At 70.6% G+C, this 19,888-nt stretch carries 19 protein-coding genes; 14 read left to right on the forward strand and 5 right to left on the reverse strand.

The window, feature by feature from the left end:
* Positions 1-92 precede the first annotated feature (92 nt).
* From ACZ6QO_RS14830 to ACZ6QO_RS14870, 9 genes are all read left to right on the forward strand, one after another.
* The gene (locus ACZ6QO_RS14830) at positions 93-1,631 is read left to right on the forward strand and encodes a leucyl aminopeptidase (RefSeq protein ID WP_465850939.1); all 1,539 of its coding nucleotides are present in this window, start codon (positions 93-95) and stop codon (positions 1,629-1,631) included.
* 168 nt (positions 1,632-1,799) lie between these two features.
* Entirely contained in the window at positions 1,800-3,179 is a 1,380-nt protein-coding gene (lpdA, locus tag ACZ6QO_RS14835; protein ID WP_465850940.1) for a dihydrolipoyl dehydrogenase, read from the forward strand.
* A gap of 33 nt (positions 3,180-3,212) precedes the next feature.
* On the forward strand, positions 3,213-4,682 hold the full coding sequence (gene sucB, locus ACZ6QO_RS14840) for a 2-oxoglutarate dehydrogenase, E2 component, dihydrolipoamide succinyltransferase (protein ID WP_465850941.1): 1,470 nt from the start codon (positions 3,213-3,215) through the stop codon (positions 4,680-4,682).
* Positions 4,683-4,878: 196 nt separating this feature from the next.
* Positions 4,879-5,841: an epimerase gene (locus ACZ6QO_RS14845; RefSeq protein ID WP_465850943.1), complete on the forward strand. Its 963-nt coding sequence runs from the start codon at positions 4,879-4,881 to the stop codon at positions 5,839-5,841.
* Between the two features lie 98 nt (positions 5,842-5,939).
* Positions 5,940-6,674 (forward strand): Type 1 glutamine amidotransferase-like domain-containing protein, encoded by a 735-nt coding sequence (locus tag ACZ6QO_RS14850; RefSeq protein ID WP_465850945.1) that lies wholly within the window; start codon positions 5,940-5,942, stop codon positions 6,672-6,674.
* A 67-nt stretch (positions 6,675-6,741) separates the two neighbouring features.
* On the forward strand, positions 6,742-7,437 hold the full coding sequence (gene lipB, locus ACZ6QO_RS14855; protein ID WP_465851136.1) for a lipoyl(octanoyl) transferase LipB: 696 nt from the start codon (positions 6,742-6,744) through the stop codon (positions 7,435-7,437).
* A 72-nt stretch (positions 7,438-7,509) separates the two neighbouring features.
* Entirely contained in the window at positions 7,510-8,439 is a 930-nt protein-coding gene (lipA, locus tag ACZ6QO_RS14860; protein WP_465850947.1) for a lipoyl synthase, read from the forward strand.
* A gap of 276 nt (positions 8,440-8,715) precedes the next feature.
* Entirely contained in the window at positions 8,716-9,396 is a 681-nt protein-coding gene (locus ACZ6QO_RS14865; RefSeq protein ID WP_465850949.1) for a DUF4191 domain-containing protein, read from the forward strand.
* Positions 9,393-10,205, forward strand: a complete 813-nt coding sequence (locus ACZ6QO_RS14870; protein ID WP_465850950.1) for a class I SAM-dependent methyltransferase — start codon at positions 9,393-9,395, stop codon at positions 10,203-10,205. The genes ACZ6QO_RS14865 and ACZ6QO_RS14870 overlap by 4 nt, the downstream gene beginning before the upstream one ends.
* Positions 10,206-10,334: 129 nt before the next feature.
* Here the strand turns inward: ACZ6QO_RS14870 and ACZ6QO_RS14875 are convergent, their stop codons facing one another.
* Positions 10,335-10,793, reverse strand: a complete 459-nt coding sequence (locus ACZ6QO_RS14875) for an RDD family protein (protein ID WP_465850951.1) — start codon at positions 10,791-10,793, stop codon at positions 10,335-10,337.
* A 144-nt stretch (positions 10,794-10,937) separates the two neighbouring features.
* On the opposite strand from ACZ6QO_RS14875, the gene glnA reads away from it, so the two are divergent.
* Positions 10,938-12,362 carry a type I glutamate--ammonia ligase gene (gene glnA, locus ACZ6QO_RS14880; protein ID WP_465850952.1) on the forward strand — a complete coding sequence of 475 codons (1,425 nt, stop codon included), beginning with the start codon at positions 10,938-10,940 and terminating at the stop codon, positions 12,360-12,362.
* Between the two features lie 557 nt (positions 12,363-12,919).
* Here glnA and ACZ6QO_RS14885 read toward each other — a convergent pair.
* On the reverse strand, positions 12,920-13,312 hold the full coding sequence (locus tag ACZ6QO_RS14885) for a RidA family protein (RefSeq protein ID WP_465850954.1): 393 nt from the start codon (positions 13,310-13,312) through the stop codon (positions 12,920-12,922).
* A 94-nt stretch (positions 13,313-13,406) separates the two neighbouring features.
* Here ACZ6QO_RS14885 and ACZ6QO_RS14890 point away from each other — a divergent pair, with 94 nt between their 5' ends.
* The gene (locus ACZ6QO_RS14890) at positions 13,407-14,405 is read left to right on the forward strand and encodes a helix-turn-helix transcriptional regulator (RefSeq protein ID WP_465850956.1); all 999 of its coding nucleotides are present in this window, start codon (positions 13,407-13,409) and stop codon (positions 14,403-14,405) included.
* A 52-nt stretch (positions 14,406-14,457) separates the two neighbouring features.
* Here ACZ6QO_RS14890 and ACZ6QO_RS14895 read toward each other — a convergent pair whose 3' ends face one another.
* From ACZ6QO_RS14895 to ACZ6QO_RS14905, 3 genes are read right to left on the reverse strand one after another with little or no spacing between them, the layout of a single operon-like run.
* Entirely contained in the window at positions 14,458-15,657 is a 1,200-nt protein-coding gene (locus ACZ6QO_RS14895) for an AAA family ATPase (protein WP_465850958.1), read from the reverse strand.
* A gap of 28 nt (positions 15,658-15,685) precedes the next feature.
* Complete coding sequence (locus tag ACZ6QO_RS14900; RefSeq protein WP_465850960.1) at positions 15,686-16,294, reverse strand: hypothetical protein; 609 nt, start codon at positions 16,292-16,294, stop codon at positions 15,686-15,688.
* A 5-nt stretch (positions 16,295-16,299) separates the two neighbouring features.
* Complete coding sequence (locus tag ACZ6QO_RS14905) at positions 16,300-16,827, reverse strand: hypothetical protein (RefSeq protein WP_465850962.1); 528 nt, start codon at positions 16,825-16,827, stop codon at positions 16,300-16,302.
* A 1,060-nt stretch (positions 16,828-17,887) separates the two neighbouring features.
* On the opposite strand from ACZ6QO_RS14905, the gene ACZ6QO_RS14910 reads away from it, so the two are divergent.
* Genes ACZ6QO_RS14910 through ACZ6QO_RS14920 form a run of 3 tightly spaced genes read left to right on the forward strand, consistent with a single transcriptional unit; the run spans position 17,888 to position 19,809 of the window.
* Complete coding sequence (locus ACZ6QO_RS14910) at positions 17,888-18,346, forward strand: peptidase inhibitor family I36 protein (protein WP_465850964.1); 459 nt, start codon at positions 17,888-17,890, stop codon at positions 18,344-18,346.
* 33 nt (positions 18,347-18,379) lie between these two features.
* Positions 18,380-18,814, forward strand: a complete 435-nt coding sequence (locus ACZ6QO_RS14915; protein ID WP_465850966.1) for a hypothetical protein — start codon at positions 18,380-18,382, stop codon at positions 18,812-18,814.
* A 47-nt stretch (positions 18,815-18,861) separates the two neighbouring features.
* Positions 18,862-19,809, forward strand: a complete 948-nt coding sequence (locus ACZ6QO_RS14920; protein ID WP_465850968.1) for a hypothetical protein — start codon at positions 18,862-18,864, stop codon at positions 19,807-19,809.
* Positions 19,810-19,888: the final 79 nt, after the last annotated feature.

Below are 19,888 nucleotides of genomic sequence, written 5' to 3' on the forward strand. Positions count from 1 at the left end.
CACCATTACCGGCAAAGCGCATCATGGTGCTAGCGACATCGGCACCATTCGGGCCGGACAGGGTGCCAGATTCGTAGGACGAACCCTCGTTTATGCGTACGGGAGAAGCACGGCTAGCATCGGCACACGTGACGACAGTGCGACTCAACGCCTCTGACTCGGGTTCGGTCGAGACCGACGCCCTCGTAGTCGGCATCAATACCTCGCCCGACGGCCCCCGCCCCGCGCCCGGCGCGCAAGCCCTGGACGCCGCCATCGCCGGCGGGCTCGCGCCCACGCTGAACGCGCTGGGGTTCTCCGGCAAGGCGGGCGAGATCGCCAAGTTCCCGTCGTTCGGCGCCGTGCCCGCCCCGGTGATCGTCGCGGTCGGGCTCGGCGACGCCCCCGCCCACGAGGGCGCCCACGACCTTGAGACGCTGCGCCGGGCGGCCGGCGCGGCGGCCCGCTCGCTCGCGGGGACGGCGCGCGCCGCCTTCTCGCTGCCCGCCGCCACGCCCGAGCAGGCCGAGGCGGTCGCGCTGGGCGCGCTGCTCGGCGCCTACGACTTCGCCAAGTACCGCACGGGCGAGGGGCAGCAGGCTCCGCTCGAGACGATCACCGTGCTGAGCGACGCCCCCGGCGCCGACGGCTCGGTGGGCCGCGCCACGACGCTGGCCGAGTCGGTCACTCTCGTCCGCGACCTGGTCAACACCCCGCCGTCCGATCTGTCCCCCGCGCGCTTTGCCGAGATCGCCGAGGAGACCGCGAGCAAGGCCGGCCTGTCGGTGGAGGTCCTCGACGAGACCGCCCTCAAGGAGGGCGGCTACGGCGGCATCGTCGGCGTCGGCCAGGGCTCGGTGAACCCGCCCCGGCTGGTGCGCCTCGGCTACGCCCACCCCGACGCCCAGACGACGGTCGCGTTCGTCGGCAAGGGCATCACCTTCGACTCCGGCGGCCTGTCGCTCAAGCCGTCCGCCTCCATGGCGTGGATGAAGTCCGACATGGGCGGCGCCGGCGCGGTGTTCGGCGCGCTGCTGGCCATCGCCAGGCTCGGCCTGCGGATCAACGCCGTCGGCTACCTGTGCCTGGCGGAGAACATGCCGAGCGGCAGCGCCCAGCGTCCCTCCGACGTGCTGCACACCTACGCCGGCAAGACCGTCGAGGTGCTCGACACCGACGCCGAGGGGCGCCTGGTGCTCGTGGACGGCATCGCCCGCGCCGGCGAGGACGACCCCGACATCATCGTGGACGTCGCCACCCTCACCGGCGGGCAGATCGTCGCCCTCGGCTGGCGCACCTGCGGCGTCATGGCCTCCGACGACGAACTGCGCGAGGAAGTCGTCGAGGTGGCCACGGCCCAGGGCGAGGCCGCCTGGGGCATGCCGCTGCCCGAGGAACTGCGCAAGGGCCTCGACTCCCCGATCGCCGACATCGCCAACCTCAACCCCGAACGCTCCGGCAGCATGCTGGCGGCCGGCATCTTCCTGCGCGAGTTCGTCCCCGCGGGCGTGCGCTGGGCCCACGTCGACATCGCCGGGCCCGCCTTCAACAAGGAGGCCCCCTACGGGTACATCCCCAAGGGCGGCACGGGCATGATCACCCGCACCCTCGTCGCGCTGGCCGAGCGTCACCAGGCCGGGCGCGAGGCATGATGAGCGCAGGACGCTGACGACCGCGCCGCCGCCGGTCACCACCGGCGGCCGAGCGGGGTCACAGATGCACGAGACAAGTGAAAAGATGCTGTTGGGCAGGCCGGGCGCACCGCGAGAGCGGGCATGACCCGGCCGTGAGGCCCACCGATTCCGACAAGGAGCTTTCCAGTGGCTGATGGCAGCGGCCCCTACGACATCGTTGTCCTGGGCGGCGGCAGCGGCGGGTACGCCTGCGCCCTCCGGGCGGCAGAGCTGGGCAAGAGCGTCGCGCTGATCGAGAAGGACAAGATCGGCGGCACGTGCCTGCACCGGGGTTGCATCCCCACCAAGGCGCTCCTGCACGCGGCGGAGGTCGCCGACGAGACCCGCGAGGCCACGAGCGTCGGCGTCAAGGCACACTTCGAGGGCGTCGAGATGCCCGGTGTCCACGCCTTCAAGGACAAGATCGTCAACCGCGCCTGGAAGGGCGTGCAGGGCCTGCTCAAGAGCAGGGGCGTGACGATCATCGAGGGCGAGGGCCGGCTCGACGGCCCCAAGCGCGTCGTCGTGGGCGACCAGGTCGTCGAGGGCCACAACATCGTGCTGGCCACCGGCTCGGTCCCGAGGTCGCTTCCCGGCCTCGACATCGACGGCGAGCGCGTCATCACCAGCGACCACGCGCTCAAGCTCGACCGCGTGCCCTCCTCGGTGATCGTGCTGGGCGGCGGCGTGATCGGCGTCGAGTTCGCCTCAGTCTGGAAGTCCTTCGGCTCCGAGGTCACCATCGTCGAGGCGCTGCCCCACCTGCTCCCGCTGGAGGAGGAGTCCAGCTCCAAGCTGCTCGAGCGCGCCTTCCGCCGCCGGGGCATCAAGTACGAGCTGGGCACCCGCTTCGAGAGCGTCAAGACCAGCGACACCGGCGTCGTCGTGACGCTGGAGGGCGGCAAGACCTTCGAGGCCGAGCTGCTGCTGGTGGCCGTCGGCCGCGGGGCCGTCACCTCGGGCATGGGCTTCGAGGAGGCCGGCGTCGCCATCGAGCGCGGCACCGTCGTGGTGAACGAGTTCTGCCAGACCAGCGTGCCCGGCGTCTACGCCGTCGGCGACCTGATCCCGACCCTCCAGCTCGCGCACGCCGGCTTCGCCGAGGGCATCCTGGTCGCCGAGCACATCGCCGGCCTCTCCCCCGTGCCGATCGACTACGCGGGCGTGCCGCGCATCACCTACTCCGACCCCGAGGTCGCCTCGGTCGGCATCACGTCCGCCGTCGCCAAGGAGCGCGGATACGAGATCACCGAGCTGGTCTACGACCTCGGTGGCAACCCCAAGAGCCAGATCATCGGCACGCAGGGCGCCGTCAAGATCATCTCCCGGAAGGACGGCCCCGTGCTCGGGGTCCACATGGTCGGCAAGCGCATGGGCGAGCTCGTCACAGAAGGCCAGCTCATCTACAACTGGGAGGCCCTGCCTTCCGAGGTGGCCCAGCTCATCCACGCTCACCCGACCCAGTCGGAGGCCGTCGGCGAGGCGATGCTCGCCCTGGCCGGCAAGCCCCTGCACGTACACAACTAAGCCCTCACAGGAAACGCGAGAGAAGACGACACCATGCCGGTTTCCGTAACCATGCCCCAGCTCGGCGAGAGCGTGACCGAGGGCACCGTCACACGCTGGTTGAAGAAGGAAGGGGACCACGTCGAGACCGACGAGCCGTTGCTCGAAGTCTCCACCGACAAGGTCGACACCGAGATCCCGTCCCCGTCCTCGGGCGTCCTCACCAAGATCGTCGTCGCTGAGGACGAGACCGTCGAGGTCGGCGCGGAGCTGGCCATCATCGACCAGAACGGCGCCGCGGCCGGCGCCGCCGCTCCGGCGCAGGCCGAGCCGCAGGCCAAGGCCGAGCCCGAGCCGCAGCCCGAACCCGAGCCCGAGCCGGTCAAGGCCCCCGAGCCCGCCCCCGCGCCCGCGCCGGTCTCCTCGATCCCGCAGCCGCCCGCGCCGCAGCCCGCGCCGCAGGCGCCTCCCGTGCCGCCGCGTCCGGCCCCGCAGCAGGCCCCCGCCCCGGCGCCGGCCGCGCCCGCGCCGTCGGCCACCGGCGAGAGCCCGTACGTCACTCCGCTGGTGCGCAAGCTCGCCACCGAGCACGGCGTCGACCTGGACGCCCTCACCGGCACCGGCGTCGGCGGCCGCATCCGCAAGCAGGACGTCCTGGAGGCCGCGCGCGTCCAGCGCGAGCAGGCCGCCCAGGCTCAGGCGCAGGCCGCGCAGGCCCCCGCGCCCGCCCCGGCCCCGCAGGCCGCCGCCCCCGCGCCGGTCGCCGCCGCGGCGCCCGAGCCGGTGCAGGCCGACACCACCCTGCGCGGCCGCACCGAGAAGATGTCGCGCATGCGGCAGACCATCGCCAAGCGCACGATGGAGTCGCTGCAGACCTCCGCGCAGCTCACCTCGGTCGTCGAGGTCGACGTCACCAAGATCGCGCGGCTGCGCGACCGGGCCAAGGCCGACTTCCAGCGCCGCGAGGGCGTGAAGCTCAGCTTCATGCCGTTCTTCGCGCTCGCGACCGTCGAGGCGCTCAAGCAGCACCCCAAGCTCAACGCGGTCATCAACAGCGAGACCAACGAGGTCACCTACTTCGACCACGAGCACCTGGCGTTCGCGGTCGACGCCGAGCGCGGCCTGGCCTCCGCCGTCATCAAGGACGCCGGCGACCTCAACATCGCCGGTCTCGCCCGCAAGATCGCCGACCTGGCCGAGCGCACCCGCACCAACAAGGTGAGCCCGGACGAGCTGTCCGGCGGCACGTTCACGCTGACCAACACCGGCAGCCGCGGCGCGCTGTTCGACACGCCGATCATCAACCAGCCGCAGGTCGCCATCCTCGGCACCGGCGCGGTCGTCAAGCGGCCGGTCGTCCTGGACACGCCCGAGGGCGAGGTCATCGCGGTGCGCTCCATGGTGTACCTGGCGCTGACCTACGACCACCGCCTGGTCGACGGCGCGGACGCCGCCCGCTTCCTGACCACGGTCAAGCGCCGCCTGGAGGAGGGCCGCTTCGAGAACCAGCTCGGCCTGGCCTGACCCACCCCGGCCGGACCACCTCGTGGTCCGGCCGCCGGCCGGACCGGACACCAGCCGGTCCAGAAGGTCCGGCCTGACGGCGCACGTCCGAGAAGATCCGGCCTGACGGCGGCCGGACGGGAAGATCCGGCCGGACACGCGGCCGTCCGGGCCGGGCTGCCTGGGCCGCGCGCGGGCGCGGACGTAGGGTGATCGCATGGCAGTCGTGGTCACCGGCTCGTCCGGGCTTCTCGGTTCGGCCCTGGTGCGCGCCCTGCGCGAGGAGGGGCGGCCGGTCGTCAGGCTCGTCCGCCGCACCCCCGCCGCGCCGGACGAGGCGTTCTGGGATCCACGTGAGGGCATCCTCGCCCCCTCGGTGCTCGAGGGGGCCGAGGCCGTCGTCCATCTCGCGGGGGCGGGCATCGCCGACCGCCGGTGGACGCCCGAGCATCGGCGCGAGCTGGTCGACAGCCGCGTCGACGGCACGCGCACCCTCGCCGCCACGATCGCCGGGCTCGAACGCAAGCCGGCCGTCTGGCTGAGCGGCTCGGCCATCGGCATCTACGGCGACACCGGCGAGCACCCCGTCGAAGAGGCCTTCGAGCCCCCCTCACACTGGCGTCCCCTGGAATCCGGGCCCGCGGCCGGGCAGGCGGAGGACGGGACGGCGCGGGCGCACGGGCAGTGGCTCGCCGAGCTCGTGCTCGCCTGGGAGGCCGAGACCGTCCCCGCCGAGCGGGCCGGCGTCCGGGTCGTGCGGCTGCGCACCGGTCACGTCCTCACCCCCGAGGGCGGTTTCCTCGGCAAGATGCTCCCGTTGTTCAGACTCGGCCTCGGCGCGCCTCTGGGATCCGGCCTGCAGTACGTCTCGTGGATCACCATGGACGACTGGGTGGGCGCCGTCCGGCACATCATGGCCGAGCCCGAGGTGACCGGGCCGGTGAACCTCACCGCTCCGACGCCGGTCACCAACGCCGAGTTCACCCGGGCCCTCGGCCGTGCGCTGCACCGCCCGACCATGCCGGTGGCGGTGCCCGGCTTCGCGCTGCGCGCCGTCCTCGGCGACCTCGCGGAAGAAGGCGTGCTCATCGGGCAGCGCGCGCTCCCCCGCCGTCTGCTCGAGATGGGGTACCGGTTCCGGCATCCGCGTCTCGACGACGCACTGGCGGCCATACTCTAGGGTGCCGGTCCGGTGAACACGGGTGGGGGCCGCGTCTGGGCCCTTGCGCCTTCGAGGCAGGGCTTTCCCCGCCCTCCGAAAAGGCAGCAGGAGAGATCATGAGCAGGCTCGGCCAGTCCCATATCCTCGCCATAGGCGGGGGTTCGTTCGTCTCGACGCGGCGCCTCGGCGTCATGGAGCCCTCCGGCCTGCTCCGGTACGCGCTCGACCTCACCGGGCAGGACCGCCCGAAGCTCGGCCTGCTCGCCACCGCCACCGGGGACGACGCCGAGTGGCTGCTGAAGATGTACGGCGCCTTCCGCGCCTTCGACGTCGAGGTCAGCCACCTCTCCCTGTTCCCGATGCCGAACGTCGACGACCCGCGCGAGTGGCTCCTGGAGCAGGATGCCGTGTACGTCAGCGGCGGCAGCGTCGCCAACCTGGCCGCGCTGTGGCGGCTGCACGGGCTCGACCAGGCGATGGAGGAGGCCTGGCGGTCCGGTGTGGTCCTGGCCGGTCAGAGCGCGGGAGCGTTGTGCTGGCACGTGGGCGGCAACACCGACTCCTTCGGGCCCGCCCTGCGCCCGTGGGCCGAGGGCCTGGGCCTGCTGCCCTACTCCTGCGGGGTCCACTACAACTCCGACCCGCAGCGCCGCCCGCTGCTCCACGAGTCGATCGCCTCCGGCGAGCTGCCCGACGGGTACGCCGCCGACGAGGGAGTGGGCCTGCACTACGTCGGGCGCGAGTTCATCCAGGCCGTCACCGTGGATCCGAAGGGTTACGCCTACCGCATCGAGCGCGACGGCGACGGCGTCAAGGAAGTCCGCGTCGAGCCCCGCCTGCTGACGACGTGAGCGCGTGACCTCGCGTTAGGCTTGCACCGTGACTGAGCGCGCCGACCAGACCAGGCAGAACGGCACCATGGGCGGCGGGGCCGGCAGGCTCGCGCTCGTCCGGCTCGGGGTGGACGTCCCCTACGAGCAGGCGTGGGAGCTCCAGCGCGAGGTCCACGCCCGCCGGGTGGCCGGCCTGATCCCCGACACCTGCCTGCTGCTGGAGCACGCCCCTGTCTACACCGCGGGCAAGCGCACCCGGCCCGAGGAGCGTCCCGCCGACGGCACCCCGGTCATCGACGTCGACCGCGGCGGCAAGATCACCTGGCATGGGCCCGGCCAGCTCGTCGGCTACCCGATCGTGCGGCTGACCGAGTCGCTCGACGTGATCGCCTACGTCCGCCTGCTGGAGGAGGCGCTGATCCAGATCTGCGCCGACTTCGGCGTGGTGGGCGGGCGCGTCGAAGGGCGCAGCGGCGTCTGGGTCGCCGGCGACCCGGCGAGCGGCCTGCCCGACCGCAAGCTCGGCGCCATCGGCATCCGGGTGGCCAAGGGGGTCACCATGCACGGGTACGCGCTCAACTGCGCCAACGACCCGAGCTGGTTCAACCGCATCATCCCGTGCGGCATCAGCGACGCCGGGGTCACCTCGCTGTCGGCCGAGACCGGGCGGCGCATCACCGTCGACGAGGTGCTGCCGTTCGCCGAGAAGCGCCTGGCCGAGGCCCTCGGCGCCCAGGGCGTCGACGTCCAGGAGGAGGACCTGCTCTCCGGCCGTCTCTGATCGACCGGGCGGGCGTATTCATGGGATGACCCTGTGACCGTGTGGTGCGGGCGGAGTCGTAAGCTTGGAGACGTGACCGTAGCTCCTGAAGGCCGAAAGCTCCTCCGCCTGGAGGTGCGCAACAGCCAGACCCCCATCGAGCGCAAGCCCCCGTGGATCAAGACCAGGCTTCACAACGGGCCGACGTTCAACGAGATCAAGACGCTCGTGAAGGACCAAGGTCTGCATACGGTGTGCCAGGAGGCCGGCTGTCCCAACATCTCCGAGTGCTGGGAAGACCGTGAGGCGACGTTCCTCATCGGCGGCGACCAGTGCACGCGGCGGTGCGACTTCTGCCAGATCGACACCGGCAAGCCCGCCGAGTACGACACCGACGAGCCCCGCCGGGTCGCCGAGTCGGTCGCGCAGATGGGCCTGCGGTACGCCACCGTCACCGGCGTCGCCCGCGACGACCTGCCCGACGGCGGCGCCTGGCTGTACGCCGAGACCGCGCGGCAGATCCACGCCGTGATCCCCGGCTGCGGCGTCGAGCTGCTGGTGCCCGACTTCAACGGCCACCGCGACCAGCTCGAAGAGGTCTTCGGCAGTCGTCCCGAGGTGTTCGCGCACAACATCGAGACGGTGCCGCGCATCTTCAAGCGCATCCGCCCGGCCTTCCGCTACGAGCGTTCCCTGGGCGTCATCACGATGGCCCACGAGGCGGGCCTGGTGACCAAGTCCAACCTCATCCTCGGCATGGGCGAAGAGCGCGAAGAGATCGTCCAGGCGATGCGCGACCTGCACGAGGCCGGCTGCGACCTGCTCACCATCACGCAGTACCTCCGCCCGACGCCGCGCCACCACCCGGTCGACCGCTGGGTCAAGCCCGAGGAGTTCGTCGAGCTGCAGGCGCAGGCCGAGGAGATCGGCTTCGCCGGGGTCATGTCCGGCCCGCTGGTCCGCTCCTCCTACCGCGCGGGCCGCCTCTACCGCCAGGCCGTCGAGGCGCGCCAGACCGCCTGAGCGGCGCACGGGCGCCCCGCCGGCATCCGTCCGGCGGGCGCCCGCCCCACCCTCGCCCTTTGACGAGCGCCCCGCCCGCGCCCTGTCGCCCCGCGTTCCGTCGTCCTCCCGAGACCGGCGACGGCCGCGCCGCCGGGGAGTCGAGATGTCGTTGCGCCGCGCGCCGTTCGCTCGGCGTGCCCGGCCGATGACGGGCCGCGACTCCGATGGTCACGGTCCGACCGGCCATCAGGTCACGTTTTCCTTTCTTCACCCTCGCATTTGTATCCTTCAACCATGGCGAACAAGCCCGCAGACTCAGAGCGCCCGGGGCGCATCAAGCAGCTCCGCATGGTCGCTCAGATCATCAAGAAGGCGAACCCCAAGGGGATGCCGATCGTCTACGCGTCGGCGGTCGCCACGCTGGTCGTCTTCATCGTCATCGGGCTCGTCACCGGCCTGCTCTGGCAGCTGATCATTCTCGGCGTGATGGTCGCGCTGACGGTCGGCCTGCTGGTGTTCGGGCAGCTCGCACAGCGGGCGCAGTACTCCATGCTCGACGGGCAGCCGGGGGCGGCGGCGGCGATCCTGCAGAGCATGCGCGGCAACTGGCAGGTCACCCCCGCCGTCGCCGTCACCCGCGACCAGGATGTGGTGCACCGCGCCGTCGGCTACCCCGGCATCGTGCTGGTGTCCGAGGGCCCGGGCGCGCGGGTGCAGCGCATGCTGGTCGCCGAGAAGAAGCGCGTGCAGCGGGTGGCCATCGACGTCCCGGTGTACGACATCCAGTGCGGCGACGGCGAGGGCCAGGTGCCCATCAAGAAGCTCCAGCGCCACCTGATGAAGCTCCCCCGCAACCTGAAGAAGGAAGCGGTCTCCGAGGTCAACTACCGCCTGCGGGCGCTTCCGCAGACGCTGCCCGTGCCGAAGGGGCCGATGCCGAAGGGCGCGCGCATGCCCCGCGGCAAGATGCGGTGACGGCGGGGCCCGCTCCGGTGGCCCGGCGCGCGCTCGGCGACGCGCCGAGCGCGCGGGCCAACCGCCGCTGGTGGGATTCCGCGGCCGACGAATACCAGGCCGAGCACGGCGGCTTCCTGCGCGACGACGGTTTCGTCTGGTGCCCGGAAGGGCTCGACGAGGCCGAGGCGCGCCTGCTGGGCGACGTGCGCGGCAGGCGGGTGCTCGAGGTGGGGTGCGGCGCCGGGCAGTGCGGCCGGTGGCTCGCCGGGCACGGCGCCGAGGTGGCCGCCTTCGACCTGTCCCACCGCCAGTTGCAGCACTCCCGCCGCATCGACGAGGAACTCGGCGCGCGGCTTCCCGTCGTCCAGGCGGACGCGCTCCACGTCCCGTTCGCCGGCGAATCGTTCGACCTGGCGTGCTCGGCGTTCGGCGCGCTGCCCTTCGTCTCCGACGCCCGCGCCGTCCTGGCCGAGATCCGCCGGGTGCTGCGGCCGGGCGGGCTTTTCGTGTTCTCGGTCAGCCACCCGATCCGCTGGGCGTTCCCCGACGATCCCGGTCCGGGCGGGCTCACCGCCGACCGGTCCTACTTCGACCGCTCCCCGTACGTGGAGCAGGACGATGACGGCGAGCCCGTCTACGTCGAGCACCACCGCACCCTGGGCGACTGGGTGGGCGCCATCGTGGCGTCCGGGCTCGCGCTGACGTCGCTGGTGGAGCCCGAGTGGCCCGCCGGCCACGACCGCGTGTGGGGCGGCTGGAGCCCGCTGCGCGGCCGCCTGCTGCCGGGCACGGCGATCTTCTCCTGCCGCAAGGACCACGGCGACTGAAGCACGGCGGGGAGCAGCGCGGACCGCTGCGACTCAAGCACCGCGAGAAGCAACGCGGACCGCGGCGGCTGAAGGGCCGCGGGGAGCGGCGGGAACCGCGGCGGCCGAGGAATCTCGGGGGCCGCGGCGCTAGACGCGGACGACGACGGTGCGGGACGCGCGGTCGTGCAGGCCGCGCTGGTCGCGGTCCCAGATCAGGGCCGGGACGGCGAGACAGAGCAGCAGCGTGCGCAGCAGGACCGCGCCGAACGCCGGCCGGCCGCCGTCGAGGGCGGCGACCCTGATGCCGAACAGCCGCATGCCGAGGGTCATGCCGATGGTGCCCACCAGCACGATGTACTCAACGGCGAACACGCCCAGGCCCACCCAGGCGGTGTCGCGCGGGTCGGCGCGCAGCAGCCCCCCGGCGATCGCCCAGGTGCAGATGAGCCAGTCGACGGTGACCGCGCCGAGGCGCCGCCCGAACCGGGAGACCGACCCGCTGCCCTCCTTGGGGAGGCCGAGCCGTTCGCCCGGGTAACCCAGTTCGACGCCGGCGGCGCGGGTTCCGCCGATCCATGTCTGCGTCCAGCGGGGTTGCTTGCTCATGCAGGTAAGATATCGGTGAGCTATCTAGGTGCCTCCGGCGGCACACCCCCTACCCGCTTAACATGCGTGAAACAAACGAGACATGGGGTGGAAACGGCACAGGCCTACTTTCGAGTCTGCAAGCCCGTGCCCCTGGGAGGTTGGATGTTCAGCTCCGCCGACGACGTCCTGAAGTTCATCAGGGACGAAGGGGTGCAGTTCGTCGATGTCAGGTTCACCGACCTGCCGGGCACGACGCACCACTTCACCTTCCCTGTGGAGAACTTCGGCGCGAGCGTCTTCACTGACGGCCTCATGTTCGACGGCTCGTCTATCCGCGGGTTCCAGGCCATTCACGAGTCGGACATGCTGCTGCTGCCCGACCCGTCGACGGCCGTCATCGACCCGTTCCGCCAGCACAAGACGCTCAACATCAACTTTTTCGTTCACGACCCGCTGACCGGCGAGGCCTACAGCCGCGACCCGCGCAACGTCGCCCGCAAGGCCGAGGAATACCTCAAGGGCACCGGCATCGCCGACACGGTGTACTTCGGCCCGGAGGCCGAGTTCTACATCTTCGACGATGTGCGCTTCGCCACCAGTCAGAGCGAGAGTTACTACCACATCGACTCCATCGAAGGCGCCTGGAACACCGGCAAGGCCCAGGAGGGCGGCAACCTCGGGTACAAGCCGCGCTACAAGGGCGGCTACTTCCCGGTCCCGCCGATGGACCACTTCACCGACCTGCGCTCCGAGATGGTCCGCCGCCTCATCGAGGCCGGCATCGAGACCGAGATGCAGCACCACGAGGTGGGCACCGCCGGCCAGGCCGAGATCGACTTCAGGTTCGGCACGCTGCTCAAGACCGCCGACAACCTGATGCTGTACAAGTACATCATCAAGAGCACCGCGGTCGAGTACGGCCACACGGTCACCTTCATGCCCAAGCCGATCTTCGGTGACAACGGCTCGGGCATGCACTGCCACCAGTCGCTCTGGAAGGACGGCGAGCCGCTCTTCTACGACGAGGTCGGCTACGCGGGCCTGTCGGACACCGCCCGCTACTACATCGGCGGCCTGCTCAAGCACGCGCCGGCGCTGCTGGCCTTCACCAACCCGACGGTGAACTCCTACCACCGCCTGGTGCCCGGCTACGAGGCGCCGGTCAACCTGGTGTACTCCCAGCGCAACCGCTCGGCGTGCATCCGCATCCCGATCACCGGGTCGAACCCGAAGGCCAAGCGCATCGAGTTCCGGGTGCCCGACCCGTCGTGCAACCCGTACTTCGCGTTCGCCGCGCAGCTGATGGCGGGCCTCGACGGCATCCGTAACAAGATCGAGCCGCCGGCGCCGGTCGACAAGGACCTCTACGAGCTTCCCCCGGAGGAGGCCGGTGCGGTCCCGCAGGTCCCCGGGTCGCTGCCCGAGGTGCTGGCCGCGCTGGAGGCCGACCACGAGTTCCTGCTCGAGGGCGGCGTGTTCACGCCCGACCTCATCGAGACGTGGATCAGCTACAAGCGCGAGAACGAGATCGACCCGATCCGCCTCCGCCCGCACCCGCACGAGTTCGAGCTGTACTACGACGTGTGATCCCTAGGATGCCGCTCTGAGCGGAACGCTCACGCGGTCTCCGCCCAGCGGGCATCGAAGTCGCCCACGTTCACGAGAGAAGGCCATCGGCCGGCGCCACAGGCGCGGTCGATGGCCTTCTCTCGTGTGCCGCTCCTCCTGGCGGCCGTCCACGGAATTGCCCGCGCCGAATGCCGCTCGATGGTCGCCGGCCTCCCTTCGGCCGGTACAACCTCCACGTGCGCCTGCCTATTGCGCCGGTACAACGGCGATAACGGCGCTGGACGGAGTTCGGCGGCGGGCGGTTTCGGCGCGAGGATTCCTCCCCGGCACCGCGATTCCTTCTCCGGTACGCGTACGCCGAAGCCGTCTCCCGGAACCGAATGCCACCCACCCGGGAGTCACGGTATCGGGCGTTTTCTGGGGATATTTCGTGAAATGACGACTGGACTGAAGCGGCGGGTCGAATCAATGCCTGCCGCCCGTCGATCGTGCCGGGCCAGGCCGGGCGGCCGGGGCGTAAGCCGTCATCGGGGAAACGGCGAGTTGTGATTTGCGCCTTTTATCAGGGCTCAGTGCTATTCGGGGATGATCGCCACCGCGTCGATCTCCACGAGCGCGCCCGGGCGGGCGTGTCCCGCGGTGGAGACGACCGTGATGGCCGTGCGGTGATCACCCCACACCGATCGCGACGCCGCGTATCCCGCCTGTGCGTCGACCCCCGCGACGAGGTAGATGTTGAGCTTGGCGACATGCTCTGGACCGGTGCCCGCGGCGGCGAGCACGGTCAGCACGTTCCGCATCGCCTGACCGGTCTGCGCCTCGATGCCGTCGACCAGGTTCCCGTCGCCGTCGGTGCCGAGCTGGCCGCCGACATAGAGCGTCCGGGCGGCGGGCGCGATCACGCCCTGGGTGAAGGCGGGGTTGTGGTGCAGTTCTTCGGGGTCCAGGTGCGTCGTCTTCGCGGTCATGAGTCTCCTCGAAGGTGCCGGTTCGTGTCCTTGCGGCCACCCTGGCAGCCCGGGCGGACAGGATCTGTCCGCTATCTCTGGCAGGGTGGAGGGCATGGACCTGGCGAGCGGTGACGAGCGGGGCACGACGGAACGGGTGCTCACCTTGCTCGGGCTGCTGCAGCAGCGCCAGGTCTGGACCGGCCCCGAGCTGGCCGGACGGCTCGGCGTCACTCCGCGCACGGTGCGGCGTGATGTCGAGCGGCTGCGCAAGCTGGGCTATCCCGTGCATGCCAGCCAGGGTGTCGGCGGCGGCTACCAGCTCGGCCCGGGTCAGGATCTGCCGCCGCTGCTCCTCGACGACGAAGAGGCGATCGCCACCGTGGTCTCGCTGCTCGCCGGCGCGGGCGGCACGGTCGCCGGCGCCGGCGACGCCGCGCTCCGGGCGCTCACCAAGCTCGACCGGGTGCTGCCCGCGCGGCTGCGGCGCGAGGTGCGCGCGCTCTCGGGCTCGGTGGAGTCCTTCGGCGCGGACCGCACGCCGGTCGACCCCGAGGTGCTGATGACGCTGGCCAGGGCCTGCCGCGACGAGGTCGAGGCGGGGTTCGACTACCCGGCCGGGAGCGAGGTGCGACGACGCCGGGTCGAGCCCTACCGCCTGGTCGCCTCCGACCGGCGCTGGTACCTGCTCGCGTACGACCTCGACCGCGACGACTGGCGCAGCTTCCGCCTCGACCGGATGACCGATGTGTCGGCGCGGACCTGGCGCTTCCGTCCGCGCCCGGCGCCCGACGCGGCGGCGTACGTGCACGAGGGGGTGGCGAGCCGCGCCTACCCGCACCAGGCGCGTTTTCTCGTGCACGCGCCGGCCGGCACGGTGCGCGCGCAGATCCCGGCGTCGGCGGCCGTCGTACGACCGCGAGGGAGCGAGGTCTGCGAGGTGCTCAGCGGCGCCGGCAGTCTCGATTTCGTGCTCACGCACATGCTCCTGCTGGGGCACGACTTCGAGGCGGTAGACCCTCCGGAGCTCGCGGAACGCTGTCGCGCGCTGGCGGAGAGACTGCTGGCGGCCGGCGCGGCGATGCCGCCGGCGCCGGACACCGGGCGGTCATGAGCCGGCGACCGGGACGGCGCCGGGAGGGGACGACAAGCCTCGGGACGGCGCTTCAGCCGGCGATGACCGGTGCGGTGGGGACGGCGTCCCGGGCCAGCCGGAGCAGGCGCTCAGGGTCGATGCGGCGGTCGTGGTGCGCGGCCTCCCTGATGGCCCGGGTGACGACCTGGTTCAGCACATCGGCCGCGGTGAGCCGCGGCTCGGGACGCTCCAGCGCCGCGGCCACCTCTTCGAGCACGGACGCCTCGACGGCGTCGCCCAGCGCGCGCACGAGGATCGCGTGACGATCGGCGGCCGAGGGCCGTTCGAAGCGGTACGTCGTGGCCCGCCGGAGCACCGCGGGATCCATGCGGCCCACCAGGTTGGTGGCCATGACGAAGACAACCGGGACGTCGGAGGAGGCGAACACGCGGTCGAGGCCGACGATGAGCGCGTCGACGACGGCCACGTTCTCCTGCGCGCCCGAACTGCCGTCGGTGGACCCGCGGCTGCTCGCCACCGCCTCGGCCTCGTCCAGGAACACCATGGTGGGCAGGCCGTGCCGCCCGGCCGTCTGACCGATGGCGTCGAGGACGCCGACCACGTCGCTGCCCGCCCTGCCCTGGATGCCGGAGCCGCGCAGTCGCTCGCTGAGCTGGACGAACAGCACCGGCCGCTGCAGCCGCCCGGCCGCGATCGCCGGGAGGTGGTGGACGAGCTCGGACTTGCCGGTGCCGGGGTCGCCGGTCAGCAGCACGAACGAGGTGGCCCGCAGCGCGTCGTCGGTGCCGGGAATGAGCCGGCCGTAATGGCGGCGGCTCCACTCGGCGAGCCAGCCGCGGCCGCGCAGGCGGGCGACGACGTCCGCGATCACCTCGTCCTTCGGAATGCCGGCCAGGGCGTCCACGCGGGCGGCGGACCGGGCGAACGCCTGCGCGTCGTCGGGGGCGACGGTCACCACCTTCGACGCGTACTGCCGCAGCTCGGCGGGGATCTCCACACCGGGCGCGCCCGGCCTGGCCGCCGCCTGGGGCAGGAACTCGAACGGCGTGCCGCCGTCGACCACGACGCCCGGCGCGGGCAGGGCCGCTAGGCGCACCAGCACCCGGCGGCCGGGCAGCCGCGTGCCGCGGACCTCGAACTCCGTGCCGATGGCCGCCTGGTCGAGCCGCAGCCCGTCGAGCTGCTTGCGCAGGTCGACCTCGACCATGGGCATCAGCTCGGCCTCGAGATCGCCGTCCACGGCGAACGTCAGCGCAGTTCGCATCTCCATCGCTCCGAATCAGATGACGGTCACGCGGTCAGAGGCTGATCTGGCCCGATCCTGCCAGCGTCGAGCGGATGATGTCGGCGATCGGGATGCCCACGAGCTGGTCGACGAGCTGGGTCAGGACCGTCATCCCGATGAATCGGGCGGCCTGCCCGCCGAACCGCGTCCACACGGGCTTTCGCACCGTGACGGCCTGCGCGAGCTCGTCGACCAGGCGGATCTCGTTCGCCCGGCGCTCCACCGGCCCGTAGGCTCCGCCGTGCCTGAGCACGACGTCGGTGGCGTTGAGCACCGGCACGCGCAGCGCCGCGACCGCGCGCAGCGCCTCGGGCTCGCCCTCGCCGCTCGCGCGGACGACCCTGAGCGTCAGATTTTGGTCTTTCCAGCGCTCTTGGGCGACCGGAAGGAACCGCTTGTTCACCAGGTGGGCGATGCGGTCGCCTTCGGCGGGGTCGGCCAGGACGAGGCCGAAGCCGGCGAGCCGGTCGACGATGCGTTCCACCGAGGCGAGCGTGGGCAGGTCTCTCGTCTCACTGGAGATCACGAGGGTCGTGCTCACGACCTCCCGCGCGGGCAAGCGGATCAGCAGGTCGCGGGCCACCTGATCGCCACGGGGCGTCACCCGGATCATCGCCGTCACCGCGATCAGCTCCTTTTGAATTCTTGGGACTCGGCGGCGAGCACCCCGGAACTGTAGACGCTGCGCCCGACCCAGCTGCCATCGCTGTAACGCGCCTGGAAGGCGCCCGTGCCCGGCAGGGGCCAGCCGGTGCCCTGCAGGATCTTCCGCTGCCGGTCGACCGGCAGGGCCCGCATGGTCGGGCTCCACACGACGAAGGGGGTCATGCGCGCGGTGCGCGGCACCCGCACCGGCCGCACCTTGGCGCCGCCCAGACCGACTCGCGGACCGGTGCCGGTGTAGGTGATCTCGTAGCGCAGCTCGTGCAGGATCAAATGGTCCTGAACGGGATCTTCTATGGTAAAACTCACCCGGGAAATGGCGTCATTCATGATAAAGGTGATCATCGCGTCGTGCAGCTCGAGAACCCGGTCGGCGGTGAGCAGCGCCGGATATGCGGCACGGAATTCCTGAAGGTCGCGTTTTATCTGCTGGACCACATAGAGCACATCGACGTGGGTGACCGTAAGGGACACCGTCTGCACGATCGACATTCATGCTCCTCGGCATCGCGTTCACCGACGCCCAAGTTTCGCACTCCGTATCCGAGCATGTCAACCGAGTTATCAATTACCATTCCACCGTTCGATTTCCCGACTCCCGCGGTTAAGTCTCCGCCCGCTCAGAAGATAAGAGCGCCGCAGAAACCGATCAGACGAGGGCGTGATCGCCGTACAGGCGCGGCCGCCACCCGGCCGCCGTCGGCCGCGCCCGCGCGGCGGTCCCCGGCGCCGTGGCATCGCTCCGCGCGCTCCCTGTGTCCTCGCCGGCCTCCGTGGACCCGGCCGCTCCCCGGGCCGACCCGGCAGACCGGTCGGCCCGGTCGACCCGGTGGCGGCTCGCCGGCGAGTTGAACGCCGACGGGCGACCGCCGCGCACCGGCCGGGCCGGTCATCGCGAACCCCGCGAGGGGAATGAGCCCTGGATCCTCACCCGCCGCAACGTCGCCCGTCCGACGAAGTAGCCTCCTGCCCGGGTTTCGTGAAGGTCGCCGGAAGCCGGTGGGCTTTCACCCCGGACTCGACGCCGGCATGACAACAGCGTTATGACGCTTGGCCTCATAAGTGACCATGAGTCCATGTGTCGCGGATCACGGCCGGCCCGACATTGTCCGGCCGGTACGATCGCCATCTTCTGACGGCTCCGATAATGGGGCCCGATCCGCGACGTCCGTGACATCGGCGCGCTTCGATGAGTAACATCCGCCGCGGGGTGCGTCAAGCGCGAGTCGGCTTGCCGCCATATCGTTGCGCACCGCGAATGACCGCGACATGATCCTGCTGTGCGCGCCACCGAGCAAAGTCGGATTCCCGTGTCACCATGAGCGCCGAATCCGCCGTCCCCGTTCCGCGATCGGAAATTCGCCTGACCGGACGGCGGCGCTCCCTGGCCGTCGGACCTCCCGCTCAACACCTATCAGCGCACTGACGCGGCGCCTTTCTTCGGCCGCGCCCTGATGACCGGTCCATTCGGCGCCGCCGAGCAAGGGGCCTGTGATCGCACGCATTCCGACTCCGGTCGGCCTGCGCAGCCTGCGACCGGAAAGGAGTTGTTTTGACCTCCCGAACAGCCGCAAGGAGGGCCGCTCTGGCTCTCGCGGCAGGCGCTGTCGCATTGATGGCCGGGGCGACGCCCGCCCATGCAGGACACGACGGCCAGTGCAACTATGCGATCGAGGACGGCGACATCTGCCTCTACCGCAACATCGACTACACCGGCGGAATGCTCGACTTCACCAGAACCGACAGGAACTACACCTCCGCCGCGGATGTCTTCTATTCGTTCCCCGGCGATCCGACGAACATCAACATCAACGACCAGGCCAGCTCCATCGTCAATTATGAAGGCTACTGCGAGTGGTGGTTGTACACCGACGCCGAGTTCGGCGGGCTGGGCTTCGTGATGGCCAACATCAATCAGGAGTGGAGCAATATCGGCTCGTACAACGATCGTCTCAGCTCGCATTACAAGTGGACCGGGTGGACGGAGTGCACAAATGGCTCGACCGGGTGAGCACCACCACGCCAACGCCGCAGAAGGTGAATGATGAGAATCCGTACCAGAAGGCTGCGGCCGACGCTCCTTCTCGCCCTCAGCGTGTTCGTGACGATCCAGATCGCCGCGGCCGCGCCCGCCGCGGCGAATCCGGACGCCGATGGATGGTGCACGCAGGGAGAACTGTGCGTCTACCGGCTCGCCAATTACATCGACGAGCAGGCGGATTACTACTATCCCGACTACGACTTCACCGACGACCATTTCTGGTTCTGGAGATCGATCGACTACTACCCGGCGGCCGAGATCGTCGACAATCGCACGAGCTCCGTCAAGAACCTGGACGCCGGATGTACCGCCACGCTCTGGCAGTACGTCGATGCAGGCGGCGGATCGATCAAGGTGTTTCCGAGCGGCGCCATACCCAACCTGGTCAACCTGGGCTTCGACAACAAGCCGAGCTCCCTGACCTGGAGCTGCGGCTGACCCGCCGGCACAGCGAATTCCTCGATACAGATGACTACGGAGCAGTGGTGACGATGAGCAACAAGGGCCTTACCAGACGGCATCAAGTCGCACTCGTGCTTGTTTCCTCCGCATCGCTTGCCGCGTGCGGCGCCCAGCAGGCCACTACGGCGGCGCAGGCCGCTCCTGGAGCCCGGGCGTCGGCTCAGAGCCTCCGCCTTCTGACGACGACTCAGAACACGGTGTTGCCCCTGGACGCGTACAAGCCCACCGCCGAGCAGATGGCGGACCTGACGAGCGCGATGCGTTACTCCCTCGCCTCGTGCATGAACGGCTTCGGGTTCATGGATTACACCAAGAAGCGGATCGGCGCCGAGACCGCCCCCTTCCCGAAGGACCGGCGCTACCTGTTCATAGATCCCGCCAAGGCGGCCCAGTATGGATATGCCGGGGGGCCGGCCGCAGAACTCTCGGCCAAGCCTCCGTCCTCTTCGTCCGCCGGTCGCTCCGCGAAGATGAGCCCCGAGGAGGAGAGCGTCTACGTGGGCAAGGGGCAACGCCTCTACAAGGGGCGCCAGATTCCGGACGGAGGCTGTCTCGGCGCGGCCCGGCGCGCCATCGCCGACGGGACCGCCGGGGACGACGAATGGCTGGTCACCCAGTTGGAGTCGCAGGCTTTCCAGCGCGCGGAGGACGACCCCAGGGTGGCCGAGGCCACGGCACAGTGGAGCGCGTGCATGAAGAGGGCAGGCTACGAGTACAGCACTCCGGGAGCGGCGTGGGAGGACCCGCAATGGCGCGGCCGGCGTGATGGCGGCGCGCTTTCCGAGACGGAGAAGGCCACCGCGACCGCCGACATGACCTGCAAACTCGAGGTCGGCTACCTCGGCGTGCGCGTCGCCGCGGAGACCGACGCCCAGCAGAGTGCCATCGGCGCCCAGGGCGACGCCCTGAAGAAGTATCAGATGAACCTGAAGGTCAAGCTGGCCAACGCCGGGAAACTGCTCGGCGACTGATACTCGCGACAACGCCTGGACCTGCCCGGACCCGGTGGCTGCGGCGTATCCACGGATTCGCGATCCGTGGATGAACGCG

Source organism: Sphaerisporangium sp. NPDC049457 (genome assembly GCF_055586705.1).

What these genes read in the sequence shown, in the direction of transcription:
- ACZ6QO_RS14830 (WP_465850939.1), top strand. Translation starts at nt 93, where the DNA reads ATGCGTACGGGAGAAGCACGGCTAGCATCGGCACACGTGACGACAGTG.
- sucB (WP_465850941.1), top strand. Translation starts at nt 3,213, where the DNA reads ATGCCGGTTTCCGTAACCATGCCCCAGCTCGGCGAGAGCGTGACCGAG.
- ACZ6QO_RS14845 (WP_465850943.1), top strand. Translation starts at nt 4,879, where the DNA reads ATGGCAGTCGTGGTCACCGGCTCGTCCGGGCTTCTCGGTTCGGCCCTG.
- ACZ6QO_RS14850 (WP_465850945.1), top strand. Translation starts at nt 5,940, where the DNA reads ATGAGCAGGCTCGGCCAGTCCCATATCCTCGCCATAGGCGGGGGTTCG.
- lipB (WP_465851136.1), top strand. Translation starts at nt 6,742, where the DNA reads ATGGGCGGCGGGGCCGGCAGGCTCGCGCTCGTCCGGCTCGGGGTGGAC.
- ACZ6QO_RS14865 (WP_465850949.1), top strand. Translation starts at nt 8,716, where the DNA reads ATGGCGAACAAGCCCGCAGACTCAGAGCGCCCGGGGCGCATCAAGCAG.
- ACZ6QO_RS14875 (WP_465850951.1), bottom strand. Translation starts at nt 10,793, where the DNA reads ATGAGCAAGCAACCCCGCTGGACGCAGACATGGATCGGCGGAACCCGC.
- glnA (WP_465850952.1), top strand. Translation starts at nt 10,938, where the DNA reads ATGTTCAGCTCCGCCGACGACGTCCTGAAGTTCATCAGGGACGAAGGG.
- ACZ6QO_RS14885 (WP_465850954.1), bottom strand. Translation starts at nt 13,312, where the DNA reads ATGACCGCGAAGACGACGCACCTGGACCCCGAAGAACTGCACCACAAC.
- ACZ6QO_RS14890 (WP_465850956.1), top strand. Translation starts at nt 13,407, where the DNA reads ATGGACCTGGCGAGCGGTGACGAGCGGGGCACGACGGAACGGGTGCTC.
- ACZ6QO_RS14895 (WP_465850958.1), bottom strand. Translation starts at nt 15,657, where the DNA reads ATGGAGATGCGAACTGCGCTGACGTTCGCCGTGGACGGCGATCTCGAG.
- ACZ6QO_RS14905 (WP_465850962.1), bottom strand. Translation starts at nt 16,827, where the DNA reads ATGTCGATCGTGCAGACGGTGTCCCTTACGGTCACCCACGTCGATGTG.
- ACZ6QO_RS14915 (WP_465850966.1), top strand. Translation starts at nt 18,380, where the DNA reads ATGAGAATCCGTACCAGAAGGCTGCGGCCGACGCTCCTTCTCGCCCTC.